General features: G+C 62.7%; 24 protein-coding genes and 1 pseudogene. 12 read left to right on the top strand and 13 right to left on the bottom strand.

The genetic code is table 11. The features are described 5' to 3' along the window. Positions 1–21 precede the first annotated feature (21 nt). Together AC788_RS22190 and AC788_RS05890 are read right to left on the bottom strand one after the other, a co-directional pair. Positions 22–189: pseudogene (locus AC788_RS22190) on the bottom strand (DUF6429 family protein); the annotation flags it as partial. Between the two features lie 444 nt (positions 190–633). Next, positions 634–1,404, bottom strand: a complete 771-nt coding sequence (locus AC788_RS05890) for a GntR family transcriptional regulator (protein WP_049859660.1) — start codon at positions 1,402–1,404, stop codon at positions 634–636. A 69-nt stretch (positions 1,405–1,473) separates the two neighbouring features. On the opposite strand from AC788_RS05890, the gene AC788_RS05885 reads away from it, so the two are divergent. From AC788_RS05885 to AC788_RS05855, 7 genes are all read left to right on the top strand, one after another. Further along, the gene (locus AC788_RS05885; RefSeq protein ID WP_049859656.1) at positions 1,474–2,757 is read left to right on the top strand and encodes a M20 family metallopeptidase; all 1,284 of its coding nucleotides are present in this window, start codon (positions 1,474–1,476) and stop codon (positions 2,755–2,757) included. Between the two features lie 93 nt (positions 2,758–2,850). Next, positions 2,851–4,422, top strand: a complete 1,572-nt coding sequence (locus AC788_RS05880) for an ABC transporter substrate-binding protein (RefSeq protein ID WP_049859655.1) — start codon at positions 2,851–2,853, stop codon at positions 4,420–4,422. A gap of 15 nt (positions 4,423–4,437) precedes the next feature. After that, positions 4,438–5,385, top strand: coding sequence for an ABC transporter permease (locus AC788_RS05875; RefSeq protein WP_049859654.1), 948 nt, complete (start codon positions 4,438–4,440; stop codon positions 5,383–5,385). Next, positions 5,378–6,211, top strand: coding sequence for an ABC transporter permease (locus AC788_RS05870; RefSeq protein ID WP_049859653.1), 834 nt, complete (start codon positions 5,378–5,380; stop codon positions 6,209–6,211). Before AC788_RS05875 ends, AC788_RS05870 begins: the two co-directional genes overlap by 8 nt. Then, positions 6,208–7,842: a dipeptide ABC transporter ATP-binding protein gene (locus tag AC788_RS05865; protein WP_049859652.1), complete on the top strand. Its 1,635-nt coding sequence runs from the start codon at positions 6,208–6,210 to the stop codon at positions 7,840–7,842. The genes AC788_RS05870 and AC788_RS05865 overlap by 4 nt, the downstream gene beginning before the upstream one ends. Next, entirely contained in the window at positions 7,832–9,058 is a 1,227-nt protein-coding gene (locus AC788_RS05860; protein WP_049859651.1) for a M20 family metallopeptidase, read from the top strand. The genes AC788_RS05865 and AC788_RS05860 overlap by 11 nt, the downstream gene beginning before the upstream one ends. A 90-nt stretch (positions 9,059–9,148) precedes the next feature. After that, positions 9,149–10,396 carry an OprD family porin gene (locus AC788_RS05855; RefSeq protein ID WP_236690469.1) on the top strand — a complete coding sequence of 416 codons (1,248 nt, stop codon included), beginning with the start codon at positions 9,149–9,151 and terminating at the stop codon, positions 10,394–10,396. Between the two features lie 54 nt (positions 10,397–10,450). On the opposite strand, the gene AC788_RS05850 is transcribed toward AC788_RS05855, so the two are convergent. The 10 genes from AC788_RS05850 to AC788_RS05805 all read right to left on the bottom strand — a co-directional run bounded on the left by AC788_RS05850 (position 10,451) and on the right by AC788_RS05805 (position 21,180). After that, positions 10,451–10,921, bottom strand: coding sequence for an Lrp/AsnC family transcriptional regulator (locus AC788_RS05850; protein ID WP_049859649.1), 471 nt, complete (start codon positions 10,919–10,921; stop codon positions 10,451–10,453). Positions 10,922–10,948: 27 nt separating this feature from the next. After that, positions 10,949–12,247, bottom strand: coding sequence for an NAD(P)/FAD-dependent oxidoreductase (locus AC788_RS05845; RefSeq protein ID WP_049859648.1), 1,299 nt, complete (start codon positions 12,245–12,247; stop codon positions 10,949–10,951). Between the two features lie 70 nt (positions 12,248–12,317). Beyond that, on the bottom strand, positions 12,318–13,157 hold the full coding sequence (locus AC788_RS05840; RefSeq protein ID WP_049859647.1) for a transporter substrate-binding domain-containing protein: 840 nt from the start codon (positions 13,155–13,157) through the stop codon (positions 12,318–12,320). A gap of 87 nt (positions 13,158–13,244) precedes the next feature. Beyond that, positions 13,245–14,015, bottom strand: a complete 771-nt coding sequence (locus AC788_RS05835; RefSeq protein WP_049859830.1) for an amino acid ABC transporter ATP-binding protein — start codon at positions 14,013–14,015, stop codon at positions 13,245–13,247. Positions 14,016–14,069: 54 nt separating this feature from the next. Further along, positions 14,070–15,035 (bottom strand): amino acid ABC transporter permease, encoded by a 966-nt coding sequence (locus AC788_RS05830; protein ID WP_049859646.1) that lies wholly within the window; start codon positions 15,033–15,035, stop codon positions 14,070–14,072. A gap of 146 nt (positions 15,036–15,181) precedes the next feature. Beyond that, positions 15,182–16,228, bottom strand: coding sequence for an AraC family transcriptional regulator (locus tag AC788_RS05825; RefSeq protein ID WP_049859645.1), 1,047 nt, complete (start codon positions 16,226–16,228; stop codon positions 15,182–15,184). A 165-nt stretch (positions 16,229–16,393) separates the two neighbouring features. Next, on the bottom strand, positions 16,394–17,581 hold the full coding sequence (locus AC788_RS05820) for an acetyl-CoA C-acyltransferase (protein WP_049859644.1): 1,188 nt from the start codon (positions 17,579–17,581) through the stop codon (positions 16,394–16,396). A 15-nt stretch (positions 17,582–17,596) separates the two neighbouring features. Continuing rightward, on the bottom strand, positions 17,597–18,358 hold the full coding sequence (locus tag AC788_RS05815) for an SDR family NAD(P)-dependent oxidoreductase (RefSeq protein ID WP_049859643.1): 762 nt from the start codon (positions 18,356–18,358) through the stop codon (positions 17,597–17,599). A gap of 15 nt (positions 18,359–18,373) precedes the next feature. Then, entirely contained in the window at positions 18,374–20,014 is a 1,641-nt protein-coding gene (locus AC788_RS05810; RefSeq protein WP_049859642.1) for an AMP-binding protein, read from the bottom strand. Positions 20,015–20,217: 203 nt separating this feature from the next. Beyond that, positions 20,218–21,180 carry a DNA-binding protein gene (locus tag AC788_RS05805; RefSeq protein ID WP_049859641.1) on the bottom strand — a complete coding sequence of 321 codons (963 nt, stop codon included), beginning with the start codon at positions 21,178–21,180 and terminating at the stop codon, positions 20,218–20,220. A gap of 78 nt (positions 21,181–21,258) precedes the next feature. On the opposite strand from AC788_RS05805, the gene AC788_RS05800 reads away from it, so the two are divergent. Beyond that, a complete protein-coding gene (locus tag AC788_RS05800; protein ID WP_236690468.1) occupies positions 21,259–22,353 on the top strand; it encodes a site-specific integrase in 1,095 nt (364 codons plus the stop codon). 120 nt (positions 22,354–22,473) lie between these two features. Continuing rightward, positions 22,474–22,797 carry an RcnB family protein gene (locus AC788_RS05795; protein WP_049859639.1) on the top strand — a complete coding sequence of 108 codons (324 nt, stop codon included), beginning with the start codon at positions 22,474–22,476 and terminating at the stop codon, positions 22,795–22,797. A 76-nt stretch (positions 22,798–22,873) separates the two neighbouring features. On the opposite strand, the gene AC788_RS05790 is transcribed toward AC788_RS05795, so the two are convergent. Next, entirely contained in the window at positions 22,874–23,341 is a 468-nt protein-coding gene (locus tag AC788_RS05790; protein WP_049859637.1) for an Lrp/AsnC family transcriptional regulator, read from the bottom strand. A gap of 184 nt (positions 23,342–23,525) precedes the next feature. Here AC788_RS05790 and AC788_RS05785 point away from each other — a divergent pair, with 184 nt between their 5' ends. The 3 genes from AC788_RS05785 (at position 23,526) to aroQ (ending at position 25,970) form a co-directional block, all read left to right on the top strand. Next, positions 23,526–24,668 carry a cysteine desulfurase family protein gene (locus AC788_RS05785; protein ID WP_049859636.1) on the top strand — a complete coding sequence of 381 codons (1,143 nt, stop codon included), beginning with the start codon at positions 23,526–23,528 and terminating at the stop codon, positions 24,666–24,668. A gap of 295 nt (positions 24,669–24,963) precedes the next feature. Then, positions 24,964–25,305, top strand: a complete 342-nt coding sequence (locus AC788_RS05780) for a hypothetical protein (protein ID WP_049859635.1) — start codon at positions 24,964–24,966, stop codon at positions 25,303–25,305. Between the two features lie 212 nt (positions 25,306–25,517). Then, a complete protein-coding gene (aroQ, locus tag AC788_RS05775) occupies positions 25,518–25,970 on the top strand; it encodes a type II 3-dehydroquinate dehydratase (protein WP_049859634.1) in 453 nt (150 codons plus the stop codon). The last annotated feature ends 136 nt before the right edge of the window (positions 25,971–26,106 follow it).

Genomic DNA, 26,106 nt, shown 5'->3' with positions numbered 1-26,106 from the left:
AACCTATTGGGGAGTATGCGGTCAGCTATCGGATTCAGATCTCCGGTCCGTTGGAGTTCTCATACCGAACAAGCGGTCGGCTATCTGTCGACCTCGGGCCAGTCCTTCATCTGTCACCCAGACAGATTTGTTCTTGTTGACCGGATCACTAATTAACCCGGACGCATGCAGTCGGTTCATGATTTCGAAGTCGAACCCTTTCTATGCATTGCCTGTATCGGAGCTGTAGGTTGCCAACAGCGCAAGCGCGGCATCTTCAACCAGTTGTCGTCGTATTCCATGTCGCTACCTACCCATGCCACATTGACTGGAGATCGGGTTCTGCGGTGCTGGCGAGCCATTCACGGCGGCAGAGCTCGTATTTCTCAATCAGCACAGCGTAGCCATCAACCAATACGCGGTTCCACAGGCAAAACTTACAACGTGACGACACGAATCAAGCGTACCTAGTCAACGCGTGAGTGACGCTCTTAAACTGAAGCGAAAATCCCCTATCACCGCTCAAAACTCTCCGAAAAAAACGATAACTCTACTAAATAAGCATTTAGTAGAGTTACTAGTGAAGCCCTTCCACGAGCTCCACCCGCCTGCCCCGAAGTCACACGCACAGCACGCTTTCCTTTAACGCCCTGATCACCGAATTTCGTTCACATACATGAAGTGCTCCGTACTCGCGCGCTGGTGCGTGATCATCACTGGCGTTGCCGTCTGGTCGAAGGATATGGCGTCGATGACCATCACGGCATGGGGCGCCTCCAGCTTCAGCAGCTTGCAGTCCTCTGCCGTGGCCAGGCCGGCGGTCAGCTGTTCGCGCACCGCCGCTACGCGTATGCCGTAGTGTTCGAGCAAGTGGCGATACAAGAGTTCGGGAAAGGCTTCCGGCCCGGGGAAGTCCGGGACTTTGCTTGCCACTACCGTGAAATGTTCGTGCATGGCGGCAACGCCGCCGATGGTGCGCAGTCGATGCAGACGGTAAACGGGACTGGCAGGATCGATGAGCAGTTTGTCGGCCTCCTCCGCCGTGGCCTTGCCTGTCTGGTAGTCGAGCAAGGAGGTGCTGGATTTCAGCAGTGCGCCTTCCTTGTTATGCAGCCGGAAGTACTGGAAGAAATAGCGCAGGTTGTGCAGCGGCGCCCAGCCGGTGACGACGGTACCGGTCTTGCGACGGCGCATCAGCATGCCTTCTGTCACCAGTTCGGCCAGTGCGCGGCGCACGGTGCCTACCGATACGCCGAAGTCTGCGGCCAATGCGTTCTCACTGGGGATCACTGTGCCACTCGCCCACTCCCCTAGCAGGATCGCCTCTGAGACGCGCCGCTTCACCACCTCATAAAGCGGTGCGCTGTCCTGTTCGCTCAGTCGGGCAAAGCTGGCGTCGGCAGCCGGTGCATTGCTGTTGGTCATCGTTTTTCCTTGACGGGCCATGCGGTGGTGTTTAACTATAAACTATATAGAAATACGGCGAGACTCAAAATGACGATGAATACGGCACTTGAGCAGGCACTCGAATCGATCGAGACGGATCATGATGGGCTGATCGACGATCTGCAACGCATGATCGCGGTCGATACCTGCTTCCCGCCGGGCGCAGGCTACGGCGCCTTCGCCGACTTGATGGAAACCCTGACTGCGCCGCTTGGCTTGCAGGCGACACGGGTTTCGGTACCCGAAGCTCTGTGGCAGACCCGCAGCGGCGAGGCCCATGGCGAACGCATCAATCTGATTGCCCGACATCCTGGAGACCAAGAGGTCTGCAGCCTGTATTTCCATGTCGACACAGTGCCGGCCGGTGACGGCTGGAACCACCCTCCTCTGCAGCTGACCGAAGCTGACGGCAAGCTGATCGGGCGCGGCACGGCCGATATGAAAGGCAGCATTGCCGCCACCTTGAGTGCCTTGCGTGCGGCGGCACGTTTCGACCTGCCGCTGCGCTACTGCCCTTCCCTGCTGCTGTGCACTGATGAGGAAGGCGGTCTTTATCCGGGTATCCGCTACCTGGCCGAACAACGCCTGGTCGAGGGCCATATCCTGAGTTTCAACGGCGGTGCCGCGCCGAGGATCTGGGCTGGGTGCTTTGGCAGTGTCGACCTGAAGATCACGGTCAAGGGTCGCTCTTCGCACTCCGGTGAACCGGTCGATGCCATCAACGCCATCGAGGAAAGCCTGCCCCTGCTCAATGCCTTGTACGCACTCAAGCAGCAGGTGGAACAGCGGGCATGGCCGATGCCGGCGCCGCCCCATTACAACGGTGCACCTCTGATTTCGCGCATGACCTTGGCCGCGGCCCATGGCGGTAGCAAAGGCTCTACCGTTCCAGCGCAGTTCGAGGTGCTGATCAACCGTCGCTACGCTCCGCAAGAACCCTTCGATCAGGTGCTGGCAGAACTGCACCATTGCATCGACACCGCCATGGCCGGAAGCGCGGCACTCGCGGTGGAAGCTGAAGTGATCGGCCATCTAGCGCCGGTTGCGGACCCGACCGGTCCTCATTGGCCGCGCTGGCAAGCCGCACTGGGCGTGGGTTTCGGTTTCACCGACGAGCAGTTTCAGTGCTATGGCTCCAGCAGCAGCTCGGATATGGGCTGGGTGCAACAGGCCGGTATCCAGGAGATTTTGTTGGGCGGCCTGATTCGCCCGCACAGCCGCATTCATGCCAGCGACGAATACACGACCCGCGAAGATCTGGTCGCCCTGGCCAAGTCGATCCTGGTCTACCTGGCTGCAGACTTCACCCCTGGGACCGCCGCAACAGGCTAACCCCAAGCGACCACCGAAGACTGGCATCAAGATCGGTCATCGGCACTTTTTACCTAGCTGCCCCACAATCTCTTTGCTAAGTGAAGTATCGCCATGACTACCGTTTTCCGGCTCAACCGTCGCCGCTTTCTTGCAACTACGGCCATCGTCACCGGCGCTGCCATGCTGCCGTTCTCCAGCACATTGTGGGCCGCCGGCGCCGCGCGCAAGGGCGGTACGTTGCGCATCAGCGTCGACCAGGCGGTGGGCATGCTCAATCCGCTGCTGGCTCGGGTCAATCCCGAGTACCTGCTCAGCGAACTGCTCTACAACGGGCTTACACGCCTGAGTCACGACATGCAGGCCGAGCCCGATCTGGCCACGTCCTGGAGCCACAACGAAGCGCTGACCGAGTGGACCTTCAGCCTGCGCGACAACCTGCTTTTCCACGACGGCAGCCGCTGCACATCCAGGGATGTCGTGGCCAGCCTGCAGGCGATCCTCGATCCCAAGACCGCGTCGCCCGGCCTGCGCAACATCGGCCCGATCAAGTCCGTGGAAGCGATCGACGAGCTTCACGTCAAGCTGACCACCACCATGCCCTACGCAGACCTGCCCATCAGCCTGGCCTACCCGGACGCCAAGATCGTGCCCGCGGCGATCGTCCAGGGGGATATGGCCCGCCTGACGCGCGAAGCCGTGGGCACAGGGCCGTTCAAGCTGACCTCGTTCGAGCCCGAGCGGCTGGTCGTAGTCACTCGCAACGAACAGTTCCACGACCACGAGCGTCCGTTTCTGGATCGCGTCGAAATCCGTGTCTATCCCGATCCGACTGCGGAGAGTTCTGCGCTGATGTCCGGCGACATCGATCTCATGCTGTCAGCCCAGGCCACCGAGTTCAGCCGCCTTGGCCAAGCCAGCGGCGTGACCGGACTGCGTGCACCTTCCGGGCAGTTCCTCAACATCAACATGGCCTGCGACCAGAAGCCGTTCAACGACGTGCGGGTACGCCAGGCGCTGTCGCTCTGTGTCGATCGGGCGGCACTGGTGGACTTCGTGGCGGAAGGCTTTGGCACGCCGGGCAACGATACACCGCTCAATGCCGCTTACCGTTACCACGCCGATATCGAACTGCGTCAGGCCGATATCGCCAAGGCCCGGGAGCTGTTGGCCGACGCCGGCTATCCCGATGGCCTGGACATCACCTTGGTTGCCTCCGATAAGCCCTCCACGCGCACCCAGTTGGGCATCGCCGTACGGGAAATGGCCAAGCCAGCCGGGTTCAATATCAAGGTCGAGACCATGGCCAACAGTACCTACCTGGATCAGGTCTGGAAGAAAGGCAATTTCTACGTCGGTTTCTACAACATGCAACCTTCGGCCGACGCGGTGTTTTCTCTGCTCTACACCTCGGACGCCGCCTGGAACGAAACGCGCTGGAACAACAGCGAATTCGATGTCGCCGTGGCCGCTGCACGGGGCACGGACGATCCGGTCAAGCGTGCGGCGCTGTACGGCACGGCCCAGCGCCTGATGCACGAGCAGGTGCCATCGCTGATTCCGACCTTCTTCGATGTGCTGGCGGCCCAGCGCAACTATGTTCAAGGCTATCGATTGCACCCTCGCGGCGCGGTGTTTCGCCTGGACCAGGCCTGGTTGGATGAAGGCGCCCCGAAGCGCGGATGAATCGAGGGTAATCCTGTGACTGCTGCCTACCTGACCAAGCGTTTGCTTCTGGTCGTCTATACCCTGCTGATCGTTTCGCTGCTGGTGTTCGCCATCACCCAGTTGCTGCCGGCCGATGCCGCCGTGACGCTGCTGGGCCAGAACGCCACGCCTGAAGCGCTCGCCGCCCTGCGCGCCAAGCTCGGGCTGGACCAACCGGCGTGGCTGCAATTCGGCCACTGGCTGATGGCCGTGCTGCAAGGCGATCTGGGCCTGTCGATGCGCAACGGCCAACCGGTGCTGGGTTCATTGCTGGACGCGCTGGGCCGCTCCTTGTTGCTGGCGGGATGTTCTCTGCTGCTGATGCTGGCCGTGGCCATTCCGCTGGGCATCCATGCCGCCGTACGGCGCGGGCGACCGGTGGACCTGATCATTGCCCTGTTCTCCTACATCGGCGTGTCGCTGCCCGAGTTCGTCACGGCAACCCTGTTGGTGCTGCTGTTCGCCGATGTCTGGCAACTGCTGCCGGCCACCGGTTACGTGCCGCTTTCGGAAAACTTCGGCGAGGGCCTGCGGCACCTGATCCTGCCCACGCTCACGGTGTCGATGATCATGGTCGCTCACGTGTCGCGGATGGTGCGCTCCGAGATGATCGACGTGCTCGAGACCGACTACATCCGTGCGGCGCGGCTCAAGGGATTGTCGCGGCGCCGGGTGCTGTTGCGTCATGCGCTGCGCAACGGCCTGTTGCCGACCATCACCATCGTCGCGCTGGACGTGGGCTATCTGCTGGGCGGCATCGTCGTGGTGGAAGAAATCTTCAACATTCCAGGCATCGGCCGGGAGCTGCTGGTGGCAGTCGCGGCCCGCGATCTGCCGGCCATTCAAGGCGGTGTGCTGATCCTCGCCGCGACCTATTGCGTGGTCAACTTCATCGCTGACCTGACCTATGCCTACCTTGATCGGCGGATTCAATATGCGTGACATCATCTACCGACTGCTGAGCTCGCCGCAGGGTCTGGTGGGCAGCATCATTCTGCTGCTGGCGATCGTGCTGGTCTGTGCCGGGCCGGCGCTGGCCCCCTACGACCCGGAAGCGATTTCCATCCTGGCCCGGTACAAGGCACCCAGCCTGGTGCATTGGCTGGGGACCGACCAGCTGGGGCGCGACATTTTCAGCCGCCTGCTCATCGGAGCCCGCGCGACCATTTCGCTGTCGGTGCTGGCCACCGCGATGGCGATGCTGCTGGGCGCATTGCTCGGCACGGCCAGCGGCTATCTGGGCGGGCGTATCGATGAAGCGCTGATGCGCACGCTGGACGCCGTAATGTCGATCCCCAGCCTGCTGTTCGCGCTGCTGATCGTCAGCACCCTGGGCAAAAGCGACCTCAACGCCGTGCTGGCGATCACTATCGCCTTCGTCCCCGGCATGGCGCGGATCGCGCGCAGCGTCGCCCTCGCCGCTCGCCGTCAGGACTACGTCAGCGCTGCCATTGCCCGCGGCGAATCCACTGCCTACATCGTGGTGCGGGAAATGCTGCCCAATATCGTTGCGCCGATCATTGTCGAGGCCACTATCCGCGTCGCGTTCGCCATCATGTTGTTTGCCACCCTCAGCTTCCTCGGCCTGGGTGCGCAACCGCCGCAGCCGGAATGGGGGCTGATGGTGGCCGAGGCCAGACGGTATTTCTTTCAGGCGCCGTGGATGATGCTCATGCCCGGCCTGGCCATCGCCATCATCGCGATTGGTTTCAATCTGCTGGGCGATGGCTTGCGCGATGCCCTCAATCCCAAGGGGCACCGCCAATGACTGCCGTGTTGCAAGTGGCTGACTACAGCCTCGACTATCAGCTGCCAGGCGGCCCGCTCCACGTCTTGCAGAACATCGACTTCCAGGTCGGTGCCGGTGAAGTCGTGGGCCTGGTCGGCGAATCCGGTTCGGGCAAGACCACCCTGGGCTTTGCCATCATGCGCTACCTGGCGAGCAACGCTCGCGACGTGGGTGGCAGCATCATTCTGCAGGGTGAAGACCTGCTGCAGATGCCGCAACGCCAGGTCGAGCAGTTACGCGGCGGACGCCTGGGAATGATCTTCCAGGACCCGAGCGCGTCGCTCAACCCGACTTTGAGTCTGGGCGAACAGGTAGTGGAAGTGCTGACCCGCCATCGCGACCTGAGCTATCGGGACGCCTGGGCCCTGGGTGAGCAACTGCTCGCCGATGTCGATCTCAAAGACCCGGCGGCAATGATGAAGCGCTTTCCCCACGAAGCCTCCGGCGGTGAAAAACAGCGCGTGCTCATCGCCACGGCGTTCGCCTGTCGCCCGCAATGCCTGATCTTCGACGAGCCAACCACGGCGCTTGACGTGATCAGCTCTGCACAGATCCTGCAGCTGTTCCGGCGTCTGCGCGAGGAAACCGGCGTGGCCTCGCTGTACATTTCCCACGACCTGGCCCTGGTATCGCGGGTGGCGGATCGGGTCTGCGTCCTGAATCAGGGGCGCATCGTTGAACAGGCGGCCGGTGCGCGGATCTTCAGCGCGCCCAGCGATGCGTACACGCAACGACTGGTAGCCGCCGTGCCGGCTGCGGATAAGCGTCTGCTAAGCGAAACCGTTGCGCCGAGTCTGCCGCTGCTGCACGTCAACGGACTCAGCGTGCGTTACGGTCGTCCTGGTTTGCTCGACGGTCTGTTGCGACGTGCCGCCGAGCCTTCCCTGGCTGCCCGGGACATGACCCTGAGCATGGCGCGTGGCGAGATCCTCGGCATCATCGGCGAATCCGGTTCGGGCAAGTCGACCTTGGCCAAGGCTTTGACCGGTCTGACCCCATTCACCGGAAAGGTGCAGTTCGAGGGCGTCGACATTCGGGGCGCCGCCGACATGAGCCGTGACTACCGGCGCAAGGTGCAGATCATCTTTCAGCACCCGGACGCCTCGCTCAATCCGCGTCAGACCATCGGCCAGATTCTCGCTCGCCCGCTGCGGCTCTATGGCCTGCCCGAGGGAGAAACCGAGCGCCAGGCCGTCGCCCGACTGCTGCGCGAGGTCCGCCTGCCCGAGGATTTCGCCGATCGCTATCCACACGCCCTGTCCGGCGGCCAGAAACAGCGGGTGGCGATCGCCCGCGCGTTCGCGGCGCGACCTGAGCTGGTGATCTGCGACGAGATCACCGCCGCGCTGGACGTGTCGGTGCAGGCCACGGTGATCGAGTTGTTGCTGGAGCTGCGCCGCAAGCATGGCACCGCCTACCTGTTCATCACCCATGACCTGAACCTGATCCGCCAGATCGCTCACCGCATCGCCGTGATGTACCGCGGCGATCTGCTGGAAATCCTGCCCGCGCAGGACATGGCCGAACAGTCCCGGCACCCCTACACCCGTGCCCTGCTCCAGGCAGTGCCGCAGCCCCTCACCGAAATGGAGCAACTCGATGACGCCTGATGCGCTGATCCACAGCATCGATGAGGCCTACTGCCTCGACTTTCTTGCGCGCATGGTGCAGCACAAGAGCTACAGCGCCACTGCCGAGGAGCGTCGGCTGGCCGAATACATGGCTGGGCAGATGAGCGAGCTGGGGCTGCACAGCGAGCTGATGCCGGTACCCGGCGAACGCCTCAATGCCATTGGCACGCTCAAGGGTCAGGGCGGTGGTGGCCACAGCCTGTTGTTCAATGGCCATCTGGACACCAACCCAGTCACCGAAGGCTGGACCGTGGACCCGTGGGCCGGCAAGGTCGATGACGAGTTCATCTATGGCATCGGCGTCTCCAACATGAAGGCCGGTGATGCCGCCTACTTCTGCGCGCTGAAAACCTTGATAGACGCCGGGGTCAAGCTCAAGGGCGACGTGATCCTGACCTATGTGGTCGGCGAGCTGCAAGGCGGGATCGGCACCATCGCGGCGATCGAACAAGGCGTGAAAGCCGATTACTTCATCAACTGCGAACCGACCGACCTGCAGGCGGTGACCCTGCACGTGGGCTCGCTGATGTTCGTCATCGAGCTGACCGGCGACACCCGCCACCTGTCCAAGCGCGAAGAAGCGGTGGACGTCATCACTGCAGCGGTGCAGCTCATTCCGCAGATCAACGGCATCACCTTCAGCGGCGCCCGCACGCCGGAACACGAGCAGGTCAACCGCGGCCACATCGGTGTGGTCCACGGCGCCCTGGGTCGCGACCTGGAAGAGTGGCGTCCGCCGCAGGTCGCCGACTTCCTGCGTCTGCGCGGCTCAGCCCGCTACACCCCTGGGCAGACCGTCGAGTCGGTGCTCGCCGACCTGCAAGGACTGCTCGATCGCCTGTGCGAACAGTTTCCGGGCCTGCAAGCCAAGCTGATCAACGACAGCGACAACCAGCCGCTGATGCCGCCTTTCGAAGTGGCGCTCGACTCGCCCATCGTCAAGGCGGTGAACGCCGCCTATCAGCAGGTGCGCGGTGAACCGCAGCCCACCGGAATCATCACCCCGCCGGCGTACTTCGGCACCGATGCCGCGCATTTCTACCAGCGTCTGGGCATGCAGGGCGTGGTCTGCGGGCCTGGTGGCAAGTTCAACACGATGCCCGACGAGCGTGTTCACAAGCGCGATTACCTGGACATGGTCCGCGTCTACATCCTGGCCATTCTGAGCATCTGCGAAGTGGCCGAAAGCAACTGATTCACCGCTGCAGGGCATGGACGCCCCATAACAATAATCTTGCTTCAAGCCTTCGCCATCTGCTGATTATTCTCGATAAGGGTCAACACCATGCGGTCAGCTTTAATGCTTGGCAGTGCAACACTGTGCGCGGCCATTTCCCCTGCGGCTTTTGCCGACGACGTGCTCGACAACCCGTTCTTCAAAGACAGCAGCACGCAGGTCATGGCGCGCAACTTCTACTTGAACCGGGATTTCCACAACACCGGCCCGAACGCGCAGAGCTATCGCGAAGAATGGGCCCAGGGCTTCATCGGCACCTTCACCTCGGGCTTCACCCCAGGCACCCTGGGCCTTGGCATAGACGCCATAGGCCTCTATGGCATGAAACTCGACAGCAGCTCGGACCGCATCGGTACCGGCCTGCTTCCCAGCAATGGCCGGCACACGCCTGGGGTCGATCGGGCCGAGGACGACTACTCCCGCGCCGCGGCTGCGGTAAAGCTCAAGGTCTCGAACACGGTACTCAAGTACGGCGAAATGACCCTCAATCTGCCGGTCTACTCGACCGGGGACAGTCGCCTCTTGCCCGAGACGACCGAAGGGTTCTACCTGAGCAGCAAGGAAATCGACAACCTGCGCATCGATGTCGCCCACCTCACCTCGCTCAGCACGTACGCGCAAAGTGGCCACAATGCCGGCGGCATGACCCGTGCGGACGTCTATGGCGCCACCTACAACTTCACCCCGGCCTTGACCGGCGCGCTGTATGCCTCGGACGTGCAGGATCTGTGGAAGAAGAAATACGCAGGGCTGAGCTGGGTCAAACCCATCGATGACCAGCAGGCGTTTTCCGCCGACTTCCGCTTCTACAACCAGAAGAGCACCGGCACCGAGCGCGGCGGGGATATCGACAGCAATTCGTTCAGCCTCAAGACCGCCTACAGCTACGGCACGCACAAACTGACGCTGGCCTATCAGGCCATCACCGGCAAAGGCGGTTATGTCTTCTACACCGACGGCGGCAATACCAACTACATGGCCAACTACGTGCAGTACGCCGAATTCACCCGCGAGGACGAACGTTCATGGCAGGCACGCTATGACTTCAACTTCGCCGGCCTTGGGGTGCCGGGGCTGGATGTGTTCGCCCGCTACCTGCGTGGCGACAACATCACCCTGGCCAACGGTGCGAGTGGCCAGACCGAATGGGAACGTGACCTGGAGGCAGCCTACACGGTGCAGAGCGGTCCTCTGAAAAACCTGACCTTCCGCCTGCGTCAGGCCACCTACCGCAACTCGTTCAGCGGCGATCTGGATGACGTTCGGTTCATCACGCAGTACCCGATCAATCTGTAGGTGACTCCGCAGGCACTCCGCCCGGTGAAATCTCTCGCCGGGCTTTTGCCCCTGCTACACACTCAACCGACGACTGAACTTGGTCTCCATCACGATATGCGACGCGGTGTGCGCCACGCCCTTGATCATGTTGATCCGGGTCAGCTCGGCATTAAGTTCGCCCAGGGTCCCGGTGGCCAGGTGAATGATGAAGTCCGACTCCCCAGACACCGCGTACACGGCCTGCACCGCGTCGATCTTGCGCAGCGTCGTCATGACATCGGTGTAGCTTTTGTTGGTGCACGAAGTCATGGTGAAGCAGTTGATGGTCGGCTGTATCCGGTCGTGGTCGATGCGCACGCTGTAGCCGGTGATGATGCCGGCTTTCTCCAGCCGCTGGATGCGCTCCTGCACCGAGGAGCGCGACACGCCCAGCTTGCGTGCCAGCGACGCGGTCGGCTCGCGAGCGTTGGCCTGTAGTAGCGCCAGCAACTGGCGATCGTTCTCGGTCAGGTTGAACAATGTACGGGGTGAGTGTGCTTCCATGCCGTATCGACCTTGCGTGAGGAGGCGTTAGCGCGGCCCTGCGCCGGCGTGTCGTTCCTGGAATCTGTCCATCATCTTCAAACCGGTATACACCAATTGCGCCGCCGGTGGCCCGAATGGGCCACCATTCCATTGCAGACCATAGCGATCGAACAGGCGGTAGCGATCCGATTCACCGCAGATGGCCTCGGCGATCACCCGCCCGCCTGCTGGCGCAGTGTTCATACCGTGCCCCCCGAACGAAGCGCAGGACCACAGCCCTGGGCCGATTGGGCCGATGTGGGGCATTTTGTGCCGCGCATAGCCCATCAGTCCAGACCATGCCTTGTCGATCCTCAGGCCTCGAAGTTGCGGGTAAACGTCGAGGATATCGGCAGTGAGCAGTTGTGCCAGGCGCTGTTCGTCCTGCAGGTTGTGGGTAGTGATGTGGCCGCCCCATAACAGCCGGTCGCCGTCGACGATACGGTAATAGTCCGAAGCACGGCGGGAGTCACCGACGGCTTCTGAAGTGCGCACCGCCTGCTGCAGGCGCGCGCCCAGCGGCTCGGTGAGGACCACGTAGGTGGCAATGGGCAGGAAGGCGCGGTGCAGTTTGCCGAACTCAGGGCCGCCGTAGCCGCCGCAGCAGTACACCACGTCAGCGCAATCGACACTGCCGTGGGCGGTCGATACCTGCGAGCGCCCTGCCCGGCTGACGACTTCGAGCATGGCGCACTGCTCGTGAATCATCCCGCCCTTATGCTCGATCAACTCGGCCAAGCCAAGGCAGTAGTTCAGTGGGTGGAAATGGAAGCCGTGGGTATCACGCAGCCCCTGATGGTAACGCTGGGTGTTGAGCAGAGTGCGCAAGGCATCGCGGTCGAGGTAGTCGAGGGTAAAGCCGAAATCGCGGTCCATGCGCTCGCTGAAGCGCTTGAGGCTGTCGGAATTGTCGAAGCGGCTGACACTCAGCTTGCCCCGACTGGGCGCGCAGCCGGGCAACTGGTGCCCGATGATGGTCTCGCGCACACTGTCCACGCCCTCCAGGGACAGTTTGAACAGGGCCCCAGCGGTGTACTTGCCGCAGCGCTGCTCGATGGCCGACAGGCCTTCGGACCAACCCTGCAGCACGAACCCGCCATTGCGACCCGACGCCCCCCAGGCGACCCGCGCCGCTTCCAGCACGACCACGGACTTGCCACGCGACACCAGCTCCCATGCCGTGCTCAGCCCCGCCAGGCCACCGCCCACGATGCACACGTCGACGCTGACTTGGCCAGCGAGCGGCGGGCGCACGGGGGCCGCGCGCATGGTCGCGGTGTAATAGTTGTCGATATAGCTGAACATGAAGACCTCGTCCTTCGTCGGGCGTCTACCTTGCGCGTGCCGGGCCAAGGGACACGCGCAGGGGATTGGTTCACTGCACCTTGGTGAGGTCGGCGCCGTACCATTTTTCGGACAGCTGCTTGAGAGTACCGTCGGCTTTCATCTCTTCGACGATTCTGGTCAGCGCCCCGTTGAAGGCGTCATCGCCCTTGTCAACGGCGATCGCCAGCGGCTCGTAGTAGGCCGGCTTACCCTCGACCTGAACGATCGGGTAGCCGTTCTTGATGGCAGCGGTGATGGTCGGCAGGGCCGACAGGGTCGCGTTCAGACGCACACCGTTGCCCATGCGCAGATCATCCAGCGGGCCCATGCTGTCGCCGTAGGTTTTCACTTCGCCAGGCTCCACGTCATAGGTGAAGGACGGCACGTCGGCCGCATCGATGGTCAGCCGACGATTGATGTAGTCCTCCGACGTGGTGCCGGCCTCGACGCCGATGATCTTGCCATTGAGGTCTGCGGTCTTGGTACCGGCCGCGGCCTTGTGCACGGCGAATACATACGGGGTGTAGTAATAGACCGCAGGGAAATCCAGAACCCGGCCGCGCTCGCGGGTCGGGGTCATGGAGCCGACGGAGATGTCCCAGCGGTTCGACCAACGCCCGGCGGTGATGATGCCGTACTCGGGCGTGACGAACGCGACCTTGCTACCGAGTCGCTTGCCGATCTCGGTGGCCACGTCGATATCGAAACCCTGCAGGGCATTGTCCGGCCCGAGAAACGACTGCGGTGGCCAATTGGCCGCCGTGGCCACTTTCATGACCTTGGTCGAGTTGATGCGATCCAGGGTGGTGCCGGCCCAGGCAACTCCGGCCCCGGTCATGAAAACACCAGCCAGTGCGGCAGCGGTGAACAAGCGAGTCAGCGACGTCATGGTGAACCTCCAGAGAGCAGCGATACGCAGTTGTCGTTGTTGTGGCGTGTGCAGCGTTTGAAGCCATGTCCGGCCCTGACGGATCACTCAGTGGCTGAGAATCTGCGAGAGAAACTCGCGGGCACGCTCGTGTTGCGGGTTGTCGAAAAACGCCTGCGGCGAGGCCTCCTCAACGATGCGGCCCTGGTCCATGAAGATGATCCGGTCGGCAACGCGCCGGGCGAAGCCCATTTCATGGGTGACGCAGAGCATGGTGATCCCGTCCTCGGCCAGTTCGCCCATCACGTCGAGCACCTCCTTGACCATTTCCGGATCTAGTGCCGAAGTCGGTTCATCGAAGAGCATGATGCGCGGGCGCATGCACAGCGCCCGGGCAATGGCCACGCGTTGCTGCTGGCCACCGGACAGCTGGCCGGGGTACTTGTCGGCCTGGTTGCCGATACGCACCCGTTCCAGGTACTCATGGGCCAGAGCGCGGGCTTCGGCATCGCTGAGTCGGCTGACCAGGCGCGGCCCGAGCATGAGGTTGTCAAGTACGCTCAGGTGCGGAAACAGGTTGAACTGCTGAAAAACCATCCCGACCTGGCGGCGTATGCCCGCCACGCACGCCGCGCCGCGGGTCAGCGGGGTATCGCCGATGATCACCTCACCTTGCTGGAAGTCTTCCAGCAGGTTCAGGCAACGGATCAGCGTGGACTTGCCGGAGCCCGACGGCCCGCAGATCACCACGATCTCACCGCTGGCAATGTGCAGATCAATCTCTTTTAGCACATGAAACTCGCCATACCACTTGTTCAGCCGACGCACCCGAACAGCGGCTGAACGGGGGGACGCAGCAGGGACGGTCGATCGATTCATGGCAAGCTCCAGGTTCATAGCGGGCGCCTTTTTCATATCAAGAACTGGCCCTACTCAGCGGTGGGCACGGTTGAAGTGCTTTTCCAGGCGGGCCTGGACCGTTTCCAGAACGATCGACAGCAGCCAGTACAGCACCGCCGCAGTGATCAACATCTCCAGATGGCGAAACTCCGCGCGGCCTTGGGTACGCGCCAGGAACATCAACTCCCAGACGCCTATCACCGACACCAGCGAACTGTCCTTGAGCATCGAAATGAACTGGTTCCCGGTGGGCGGGATGATCAGCCGCATGGACTGCGGCAAAATCACCCGCATCATGGTCTGCAGCGGCGACAGGCCTATGGCTCGCGACGCTTCCCATTGCCCTCGGGGAATGCTGCTGATGCCAGCACGGAAGATCTCGGTCATGTAGGCGCCATAGCACAGCGACAGAGCCAAAATACCCGCAGGCACCGCGCCGACCACATAGCCCAGTTGCGGAATGCCCAGGTAGATGAGGTAGATCTGGATCAGCAGCGGCACACCACGAAAGAACGAGGTGTAAAAGCTGGCGATCGCGATGGCGAAGCCGTTGGACGACAGGCGTGCGGTCGCACCCAGCAGGGCAAGCACGAAAGCGATGGTGATGGAGATCGCCGACACATACACGGTCGTGAATACCCCTTGGGTAATCATGAAGCCGACCTTGGTGGCGATGAATGAATAGGAAAGGTCAAAGGTGTCGAAGAACAGCAGGAACATCAGCAGCAGTTCGCACCACACAGTGATGATCTGCGCCCGCAAGGGGAAGCGACCGAGCACGAACAGGTTGAGGACCAGCGTCAGGGTGAAGGTGACCGCCACGGCCACGTCCCTTGCCAGGGGCGCCTGCAGATCCAGCAGTACGGGTGCCATCAGCCGGGCCAGGCCACTCTCGCCGAGGCCGGCGAACAGCGTCACCGCGAAGCACACGGTGGCTACTGTGCCCATGAACACCGGACTGTCGGTGGCGCGGGGCTTGACGATGTGGTCCTTGAACATGGCATGGACACCTTTGTTGTTGTGTTTTCATTATGGGCGCGCAAAACGCCGGACGGCACCCTGCGTTATGGGTCCATTCAACGATGAATGAAGCGGATTTGCCGGCTTTACCCTGACAAATGCAAGAACATACCGGCGGATGATTTTTAGCGGATCGTCTGTTGCGGCAGCACGCGCGGCCTGGTGAATGGTGGATCCTCCGCATCGAGAATCAGACTGCGGTAATGCCCGGGACTGGCACCGGTCCACTTGCGAAACGCCTTGTAGAAGGAGCTGGCATCGGCGAAGCCCAGGCGCTCGGCGATGTCTTCGAACGTTGCCTGGGGTTCAGCCAGCCACAGCACCGCACGCTCGCGGCGCACGCTGTCCTTGAGGGCCTGATAGCCGGCGCCCTCCTCGGTCAGGTGCCGGCGCAGCGTGGCCACCGAAACGCCACAGTGGGCCGCCATCGCTTCGATGGCTGGAAAATCGGCAGCCGGCAGGTTGCGCAGGTGTTGGCGGATGCGCCAGCCGAGGCTGTCGGGATCGCGGTAGCGCACCAGGATGTTGGCCGGGACGCGGGCCAGGAAACGGCGCAGCTCCGTTGCGCTGCGACGGACGGGAATGTCGAGGTGCTCGGCGGCGAAGATCAACCGCGTGCGCGGCCGCTCGAAGCGCAGGTTGGGCGAAAACATCACCTGGTAATCACCGACGTATCGAGGCGCAGGGCCGCGCAGTTCCATCGCCAGGATCGGGATACGCCGGCCAGCCAGCCAGCAGGCGATACCGTGCACGATCATCCAGTAGGTGAAACAGGAAAATGCGCGTTTGGGGTCGGCGCTGCGCTCACGTAGGACGATTTCCGCAAGCGACTGCTGGGTCGCCAGACGGCCGTCGTAGTCGCTGAGCATCAGTGCAAGGAACTCCAGCGCCAGCTTGAGCGCGGCGCCCACGGTCGGCTGTTGCCGGCAGGCCTGGCACAGGAAGGCGAAGCTGCCGCGGCGCAATGGCCGCGCATCCATGGCGAAGAACTCGTCATCCAGCGCCCTGGCCAGTTGTCGCCAGAGCCGGGCGTAATGCTGAACGGGGACCCGGGCCTGATCATCCAGCAGCAGCTGTCCATCGATGCCCGCCGCCTGAAGGATTCGCTCCAGGTCGACATGGCTGTCGCGTACGGCTTCACGTACCAGGTGGATCGAGATCGTGTCGCGCATCGACGGGCTGTCGAGCGGTGTTCGGGTCAGGCTCACTCATCCTCGCTCACCGCTTCTGCGCGAAACGGACCGAATAGGCTGCGGGGCAATCATTGCCCCGCCCCTGCGGTCGTCATTTCTAATCCATCCGTTGGCGCCGAGCAAGCACCCCGACCACAGGCCTCCTCAATAGAGGCATTCGACCGCGATGGCCGTGGCTTCACCGCCGCCGATACAGATGGCAGCGATGCCGCGGCGCAGGTTGCGTTGCCGCAATGCCGCCAGCAACGTCACCACGATGCGCGCCCCGGACGCGCCGATGGGGTGACCCAGTGCGCAGGCGCCGCCATTGACGTTGACCTTGCTTGCCGGCAGGTCGAGGGCCTGCATGGCGGCCAGGGTGACCACGGCGAACGCCTCGTTGATCTCGAACAGGTCGACGTCTTCCAGCGCCCAGCCGGTGTTTTCCACCAGCTTGCGAATGGCACCAATGGGCGCCACCGGGAACAGGTGCGGTGCATCGGCGAAGGCGGCATGCCCGTGAATGACCGCCAGCGGCGCAAGTCCGCGAGCCTGGGCTTCGCTTTGGCGCATCAGCAGCAAGGCTGCGGCGCCATCGGAAATCGAGCTGGAATTCGCCGCCGTCACGCTGCCGCCCTCACGAAAGGCCGGTTTCAGCGTGGGGATCTTGTCCGGGTCGGCCTTGGGCGGCTGCTCGTCATCGCTGATCATCTGTGGCTGCTTGTTGCGGATGACCTGCACCGGCACGATCTGCGAGGTGAAACTGCCGTCGCTGATGGCCTGGCGTGCGCGGGTCAGCGAAGCCAGGGCGAATTCGTCCTGCGTCTGACGGCTGAAACCGTGCGCCTGGGCGCAGTCCTCGGCAAAGGTGCCCATCAGGCGACCGGTTTCGTAGGCGTCTTCCAGGCCATCGAGGAACATGTGATCGAGTACCCGGCCGTGGCCCATGCGATAACCATCGCGGGCGCGATCCAACAGGTAGGGCGCGTTGGACATGCTCTCCATGCCCCCGGCCACCACCACCCGAGCGCTGCCTGCGAGCAAGGCGTCGTGGCCCAAAAGCATGGCTTGCATGCCCGACCCGCACATCTTGTTCAGGGTGGTGCAAGTCGTGGCATGGGACAGCCCGGCGCCCAGTGCCGCCTGGCGCGCCGGTGCCTGGCCCAGCCCGGCCGGCAGCACGCAGCCGAACAGGACCTGGTCGACGCTGCCGGCATCGATACCGGCGCGCTCGACGGCGGCCGCGATGGCCGCAGCGCCCAGCTGAGGCGCGGTCAGGCTGCGCAGGTCGCCCTGAAAGCCACCCATGGGTGTGCGCACGGCGCTGACGATAACGATCGGATCTTCATTCATCTGTAGTTTTCCTTATTACCTGGCCGCCATGCGCAAGGCGCCGTCGAGACGGATCACCTCGCCATTGAGCATGCTGTTTTCGATGATATGGCGCACCAGAGCAGCATATTCCTCCGGCTTGCCCAGGCGCGGCGGAAAGGGCACGTCGGCGCTCAGCGCAGTGCGCACCTCATCGCTCATCCCGGCCATCATCGGGGTTTCGAAGATGCCCGGCGCGATGGTCATCACCCGAATGCCGTAGCGCGCCAGTTCCCGTGCCGCCGGCAAGGTCAAGCTCGCCACCGCGCCCTTGGATGCGGCATAAGCGGCCTGGCCGACCTGACCGTCGAAGGCGGCCACCGAGGCGGTGTTGATGATCACGCCGCGTTCGCCCTCGGCGTTCGCGGTGCTCTTGGCAATAGCCTCGGCGGCCAGGCGCAGCAGGTTGAAAGTGCCGATCAGATTGATGTTGATGATGCGGCTGAAACTGTCCAGCCCGTGGGCGCCCTGCTTGCCGAGGATCTTCTCGCCGGCCACCACGCCGGCGCAATTGACCAGCCCGTGCAGTCCGCCAAAGCTGGTCATGGCCATGTCTACGGCGGCCTTGGCGGCATCGGCCTGAGTGATGTCGGCTACCGCGTAGCCGGCTTCCAGTTCACTGGCCTGCGCCTTGAGCGCCTCGGCGTTGAGGTCCACCAACATCAGGCGTGCGCCTGCACGGGCCAGCATCCGCGCGGTGGCGGCACCGAGCCCGGATGCAGCGCCACTGACCATGAAAACCTTGTCTTGGATGTGCATGAAACGGTCTCCTCGTCAGGCGCTGGACGCCTGCTGCTTGGCAATTTCCTGGTTGCGCAGGATGAAGCGCTGCAATTTGCCGCTGGGGGTTTTGGGTAGCTGTTCGACGAATTCGATCTCGCGCGGGTAGGCATGGGCGGCGAGCCGCTGACGTACGTGCAGGCGAAGGGTTTCGGCCAGCTCGGGGCCTGCCTCGAAACCCGCCTGCAGCACCACGAAGGCTTTGATCACTTCGGTGCGCTCCGGGTCGGGCTTGCCCACCACGGCGGCCTCGACCACCGCCGGATGCTCGATCAAGGCGCTTTCCACATCGAAGGGCCCGACTCGGTAGCCTGAGGTGGTGATGACATCGTCGTTGCGGCCCACGAAGCTGATGCTGCCGTCGGCATTGAGCTCGACGGTGTCGCCGCTCAGGTAATACTTGCCTTTGAACGCCTTGGTCGGCATCCCCAGGTAGCCGCCGAACCAGCACAGCGGCGAGCGCTCGCGGTCTACCGCCAGCACCCCGGGTTGACCGGCCTCCAGTTCCTGCAGGTCCGCGTCGAGCACCACGATGCGATGGCCAGGCACGGCAAAACCGGCCGAGCCTTCGTGCACGGGATGATCGAGGTCGTGGTGGTTGCACAGCACCATGCCTAGCTCGGTCTGGCCATAGTGATCGTGGACCACAACGCCCAGCTGTTCGGCGAACCAGCGGATCACCTGCGGATTGAGCGGCTCTCCGGCGCTGCTGGCAATGCGCAGTCGCCCGCGCACCCCGGCCGCGAAGCGATCACCAGCAGCGATCAGCATGCGATAGGCCGTTGGCGACCCGGCGAGGTTGGTGATCGCGTACTTGTCGATCACTCGGCAGGTGCTGTCGACCGTGAAGCCGCCGTCGTAGAACAAGGTGGCATGACCCAGGGCCAGCGGGCCGGCCACGGCATAGTAGAGCCCATAGGCCCAGCCCGGATCGGCCAGATTCCAGAACCGATCGTCGCTGCGCAGTTGGACGGCATCGCGCAGATAGCCTTTGAACGCCAGCAACGCGCGCAGCGGCACTTCCAGCGGTTTTGCCGGCCCGGTGGTGCCGGACGTGCACATCAGCATGAAAGGCGCATTGCCGTCGAGCATCACGGGCTCGCATTCGCGGCTCTGCCCTTGCAGTGCCGTCCAGAAGTCGTGTTCGCCGGTGCCCGCAATGGTGCAGCCCACGGTCATCACGTTGGGACGGTGATCAAGTTCGTCGAGCTTGTGGCGATTGTGCTGATCGGTCACCACCCAATTGGCCCCCGAGCAATGCAGGCGCTGCTCGATGGCCTTGGGACCGAACGCGGTGAACAGCGGCTGATAGACCGCGCCGATGCGCCAGGTACCCAGTATCGCGATCAGCAGTTCGACCGTGCGTGGCATCAGCCCGGCAACGCGATCACCGGGCTTGACGCCCTGACTGCGCAGGAAATTGCCGAACTGTGCCGCATGGATCTGCAGGTGCTCGAAGGTGTACTGCGTGGCAACGCCTTGCTGCGACTCGCAATACAGGGCCACTGCCTGTTCGCCCACGTGGCGGTCGCAGCATTCGACACAGGCATTGAGCTGATCGAGGTTGCCGTGCAGGTCCTGCGCGGCAGTTTGCGGGTAATCGAACGCCTGAGCGGTGGTGAAATAATCGCGCATCACATGACCCTGCTTGTTGTTATGGGATCTGGGTGTTGTGAGATCGTTGTGACCTTGAAGGCACTGGCCGATAGTGATCCGCCTGTGCTTTCGCGACAATGTTTTCAGCGCTCAGACCGTTTGAGCGGTTTAGCCAGTGCGGATATTTTTGAGCCCGCATTCTTCGAGCACTGCGGCTGTTACACGCTTGCTGGAACCCCCCCTCATTCCGTCTTCCGACTCCGCGTCTTGCGCGGCGGCAGGCGCAGCAGGGCCAACTGGGCGTCCAGAGTCTCGGCGCGTGCCTGCTGGGCGGCGGCGGTTTGCAACGCTGACGCCTGCCCTGCTTGCGCGGCCTGAAGCTGGGCTTCGAGCTGCTGTCGTGCATGCTCCCCCTGCTCTACCGCCAATGCCGAGCGTGCTTCACGGGCCGCCGCCTGTAGCTGCGCTTCGCCAAGCGCGATTTGCGCGTGCTCCAGACGCTTCTGCAACGCTTCGAGTTGCTTGTGTTGCTCACGGGCCTCGAGGCTGCGCGACTTGAGGTCTTCGCGGGCGCGGTCGACCTCGCGGTGCGAACGCTCTTCGACGCCCCGCACATAGGCCTCCTGAGCCAGGCGATTGTGCTCGGCCTGCTGCTGTTGCTCACGGAGCGCTTTTTGAAGGGCCGCTAGATCGGCCTGCAACTCGCTGCGCGCGCCCTGCAGATCGACGCGCTGATGCTGCAGATCGTCGATCTGCTCCTGGCGCTGGGCCAGCAATTTCTCCAGATCGGCCAGGCGGGTTTCGGCGTTGCCACGGGCCGTTTCCGCCTCGGCCACCTGGCGACGAGCCTGGGCAGCGTCGCGGCGGGCTTGTTCCTCGACCTCCGCGACCCGCTCGTACTCTGCCGTCAGTTGCTCACGCTGGGCCGCCAACGAGTGTTCGACAACACCTTGGGCCAGCGTCGTTGCCTGCTGCCAGATCGCAACGAACGCCTGGGCCACTTCAGCCGGCAACCCCGGCAGCCTGGTTTCCCCGCGCAGCCGCTCGGCCAAGCGCCCCCACCACTGATCCAGCAAGGCGCCGACCCTGGCCGGGCTGCCGCGACCCAGCTCCAGGCGCACACGTTCAACCGTTGGCCGCTCTCCTCGGGCCAGCACGGCATCTGCCGCGGCAAATACGTCATTTTCCGGTACGCCTACTGCCATGGCCTGCTCTCCGTTGGATTAGGTATGATAATGAAAGATTATCCGACCTTATAAATCTGAAACTAAGAATATAATACGTTGAACGTAATGAATAGTACATATGACATCTCAGCGGTTAATGCAAACCCTCTGGACCTATATTCATTGGCGGAAAGCACCGCTCGTGCGGCCCAGGCTTTTGTTGCTGCGGGCACTGCAGCGAATACGGTACGCAGCTATCGCAGTGCCCTGGCGTACTGGTCCGCGTGGCTGAAGCTGCGTTACGAACAGGTGCTGGGTGATGCTGCACTGCCCGCGGCGGTGGCGGTTCAATTCGTCCTGGACCATCTGGCCCGGCCGCTGGAGGACGGCACCTGGAATCACCTGCTGCCCGAAGCCATCGACACCGCTTTGGTCGAGGCCGGTGCCAAGTCACGGCTGGGTGCTTTGGCCTACAGCACCGTGCAGCATCGTCTGGCGGTGCTGGGCAAGTGGCATCGGGTGAAGGGCTGGGACAGTCCGACCGAGTCGCCAGCGCTCAAGACCCTGTTGCGCAACGCGCAGAAAGCCCAAGCACGCCAAGGCGTGACCGTGCGCAAAAAAACGGCCATGGCCTTGGAGCCGCTGCAGGCCATGCTGGCAACCTGCACCGACGGCCTGCGCGGCACCCGCGATCGCGCCCTGCTCCTGTTGGCCTGGAGTGGCGGTGGTCGGCGCCGCTCCGAAGTGATCGGGCTACAGGTGGGTGATGTGCGGCGTCTGGATGCCGACACCTGGGTCTACAGCCTCGGTGCCACCAAGACCGACACCGCCGGTACGCGACGAGAGAAGCCCCTCCGCGGGCCTGCGGCCCATGCCTTGGCGGCGTGGCTGGCTGCCGCGCCGGCGACCACGGGCCCGCTGTTTCGTCGTCTGTACCGTGGCGACAAGGTGGCAAGCCAAGGCCTGGGCGGCGATCAGGTGGCGCGTATCGTCAAGCGTCGGGCTCAGCTTGCAGGTCTGGAGGGGGACTGGGCCGCCCACAGCCTGCGCTCGGGTTTCGTGACCGAAGCGGGCCGGCAGGGTGTGCCGCTGGGCGAGGTGATGGCGATGACCGAGCACCGCAGCGTGGCGACGGTCATGGGTTACTTCCAGGCCGGATCGTTGCTCAACAGCACCGCCACGCAACTGTTGAAAAGCAAGGATGAGGAATGAGTTCTTGGCAGGTTGTTGAAAGATGGACGGAAACAAAGTCATCAGCGTCGGTCAATAGTCTGTCGACGCTGACGCTTGCGCGTACCGCGTCGCCCTACTCGAACATCCAGGATAATCATTATGACCACTTCCAAGCTGTTGCCTCGCCTTGCTCTCGCTGCCCTTTGCGTCTTGAGCGTACCTGCCTTCGCAGCCGAAACCGGCGCCAAGGAAGAAAGCGTCACCTTGGACCGTCCAGGCAACGGTGATCATGAAATCAAAGAGGGCGACAAAGTGCCCGACTCCTACAAGCGCAAGGAACTGGCGATCGATCCAGCCAAGCATGGCTTGAAGCAGCCCGACGAGAACGAGCAGTGGGTCGAGATCAAGGACAAGTACGTGCGCGTGAACATTCCCAACGGCACCATCGTCGAGATGATCGACAAGTCTTCGGTCAAGAAGTGAGTTTTTGGCCCCGGCTTGGGTAATTCCAGGCTGGGGCCGTTTGCCTGGGTACCTGGTTCGCGGCCGGTGACCGCCCCTACGGGCGCTTGGCGTATTGCAGCGGCAAGACCGTGGTCGACTTGATGCGCTCCATCGCAAAGGTCGAGCTGATGTCGGAAATGCCCTCCACCTGAATCAACCGTTTGTACACCGCGTCATAGCCGGCGATGTCCGGTACCACAATACGCAGCATGTAGTCCGTATCCCCCGCCATTCGATAGCACTCCACCACTTCGGGCAATGCCTCGATGACCCTGTGAAAATCCTCCAGCCATTGCGCGTTGTGCCGTTGCGTGCGCAGCTCGGCAAATACCGTTACGGCAACATTCAACTCGCGTGCATCGAGCAGCGCGACGCGCTGGGTGATGACCCCCTGCTGTTCGAGCTTCTGGATGCGACGCCAGCAGGCAGTGCCGCCCAGGCCGATCTGCTCGGCGATGTCAGCCAGCGGACGGGTGCAGTCTGCTTGCAGGATATCGAGGATGGCCATGTCGAACTTGTCCATGAAAATGCGAGCCTGAGTGGGTCTTTATGGGTGGCGATCAGTATGCCGGAAAATATTTCTCCCATATCGTCAATCTAAGCAATAGTTTTGCGTACCTAACCGGTCGATCAGTACAGATATCAAATTTTTTCACCGCGTTCATCGCTAGCATAAGTGGTACGAAATCAGCACTGGTCGAGACGCTATGCCTACCCTCCCCGTATACCTGGATTACGCCGCCACCACGCCCATCGACGATCATGTCATCAGCGCCATGCTGGCCTGCATGGGGCGCGATGCCGTCTATGGCAACCCCGCCTCCAGCGCCCACGCCTACGGCCAACAAGCGTGCCAGGCCGTTGAACTGGCGCGGCGGCAAGTGGGCGAACTGATCAATGCTCCAGGCGAGGATATCGTCTGGACTTCGGGCGCTACCGAGTCCAACAACCTGGCGATCAAGGGCTGTACCCGTCCCGGCGATCACATCATCACCAGCGTGCTGGAACACAAGGCGGTCATCGACACCGTGCGCGAGCAGCAGGCGGCCGGCTGCGAGGTCACCTGGCTCAGCCCCGACGAACGCGGGCTGATTCAACCACAGGCCGTGGCATCGGCACTGCGACCCAATACGCGTCTGGTGTCGCTGATGTGGGTGAATAACGAGCTGGGCACACTGACTGATGTTGTGGAGATCGCACGACGGGTACAGGCGCATGGCGCGCTGCTGCATGTGGATGCCGCCCAGGCGGCTGGCAAGGTCGAGATCGACCTGGCTCAGGCCGGCATAGATCTGCTGTCCCTGTCCGCCCACAAGCTGTATGGACCCAAAGGGATCGGCGCCCTCTATGTCGGGCCATGCGCTCGCCCGGTACTGCGCGCGCAAATGCATGGGGGTGGCCATGAACAGGGCCTGCGTTCAGGCACGCTGCCGACGCATCAGATCGTCGGCATGGGCGCAGCATTCGCCCAGGCCAGCGCGCAGATGCAGAGCGATAACCGGCAAATCCAGGCACTGGCCCGACGATTACGCGAAGGATTGCTGGCGCTGCCAGGCGTATCGCTCAACGGGTGCGCCGAGCATCGGATTCCCCACACGCTCAACGTCTGCATCGACAGCCCGACCTTTTCCATGCAGGCGGTGGCCGGACGTATCGCGGTGTCTTCGACCTCGGCCTGTAATTCGGCAAGTGCCGCCGCGTCGCACGTGTTGTTGGCACTGGGTTTGAGCCAGGCTCAGGCGCTGAGCAGCTTGCGGGTGAGTCTGGGTCGCTATAGCACGCAGGACGATGTCGACCGAGCCATCGCCGTCATCAACGACGCCCTCCAAGCCCCCGCGCCATTCTGGTGATCCCCGGATCGCATGCATTCATCAAGGCCCCCCAATCCCCGTAGCAGCGGCGCAAGCCACGTCCGGCCGCACCGCGTTCATTCAGGCGCACCGCACACACCGCCGACGCGGCTCGCGCCGCTGCTACAGCGACCGCGTGCGCCTGTAGCAGCGGCGCGAGCCACGTTCGGCCGCACCGGGTGTATGGATGGGGTCGGGGGGGATCCTGGGTGCTACCGTTCGTCGGAATTGCGGCACCGATCATGGCCATTCACTGCCCAAATCTGCGTACCGATTCCTATAACGGAGAAATACCATGGTCACTCGCACAATTACTCGCTTTGCCCTCGTCGGCCTGCTGTCTGCCACCAGTATGTATGCGTTGGCCGGTTCGGTGCCTCCAGGCAAGGAAATCAGCCCTTCGTCGCCAACCACCAGCACTGACACCCGCACGGGCAACCAGATGGGCAGTGGTCGTACCAACGACGCCAACAGCAGCAGCGGCACCACCACCTCCGGCACCCCGAATGGCTCGGGCACCTTCAGCAATGGTACCGGCAACAGCAGCGGTAGCGGTGCGGTAGGCAGCGGTACTGGCAATGGCGCCAGCTCCGGTAAAGGCGCAGGCAGCGGCGCGGGTGGCAGCAGCGGTAACTGATCAAGCGGCGGCTCGAGGGCATTGCGTTCGAGCCTTCTGCGTTGCCGTGATCCAAGCGGGTGGCTGGGCCAAGATGCGTATCACCGCATCCGCTCAGGCCACCCGTTTTCACATCCATTCCTTTTACCGTTTTTTTGGGTATTCTTCCGGTCTCGATGCCACGGTGCAGCCGCCCTGCCCCATGGCCCCATCACCTCCGACCAGGAAGCCCCATGTCCCAGATCATCCTCGTACTCAATGGCCCCAACCTGAACATGCTGGGCTTGCGTGAGCCTGCCGTGTACGGCAACGAAACCCTGGCCGATGTAGAAGCCATGGCGGTGCAGAGCGGCCAGGAATTGGGTCTGAGCATCGAATGTCGACAGACCAACCACGAAGGGCAAATGATCGACTGGATCCACCAGGCCCGCCAGCGCGTGGCCGGCATCGTCATCAACCCGGGTGCGTGGACCCACACCTCAATCGCCATTCACGATGCACTGATCGCCTGCGAAGTACCGGTGCTGGAAGTGCATATCTCCAACGTCCACCGCCGTGAAGAGTTCCGTCACCACTCATTCGTCTCGAAAGTGGCGGTCGGTGTCATTGCCGGTTTCGGCACCCACGGCTACAAGCTGGCGATCAGTCACTTCGCCAAATTGCTGAACGCCAAGCCCGCCATCTGATCCGGTTTTTTCAGCGCCTTCTGGATCTGTTTTACCTTGCTCGGAACGTCCATAGTCACCTGAACGAAATTTCATGTTCTGGAGGTGTGTTATGGACGGTGTGATCATGTTGACCATCATCACCGCTACGCTCGGC

Origin of the sequence: Pseudomonas sp. RIT-PI-a (genome assembly GCF_001187875.1) — a bacterium.
In the GTDB taxonomy this organism is placed as follows: Bacteria; Pseudomonadota; Gammaproteobacteria; order Pseudomonadales; family Pseudomonadaceae; genus Aquipseudomonas; species Aquipseudomonas coleopterorum.
This window is presented reverse-complemented; position numbering and strand designations above follow the sequence as displayed.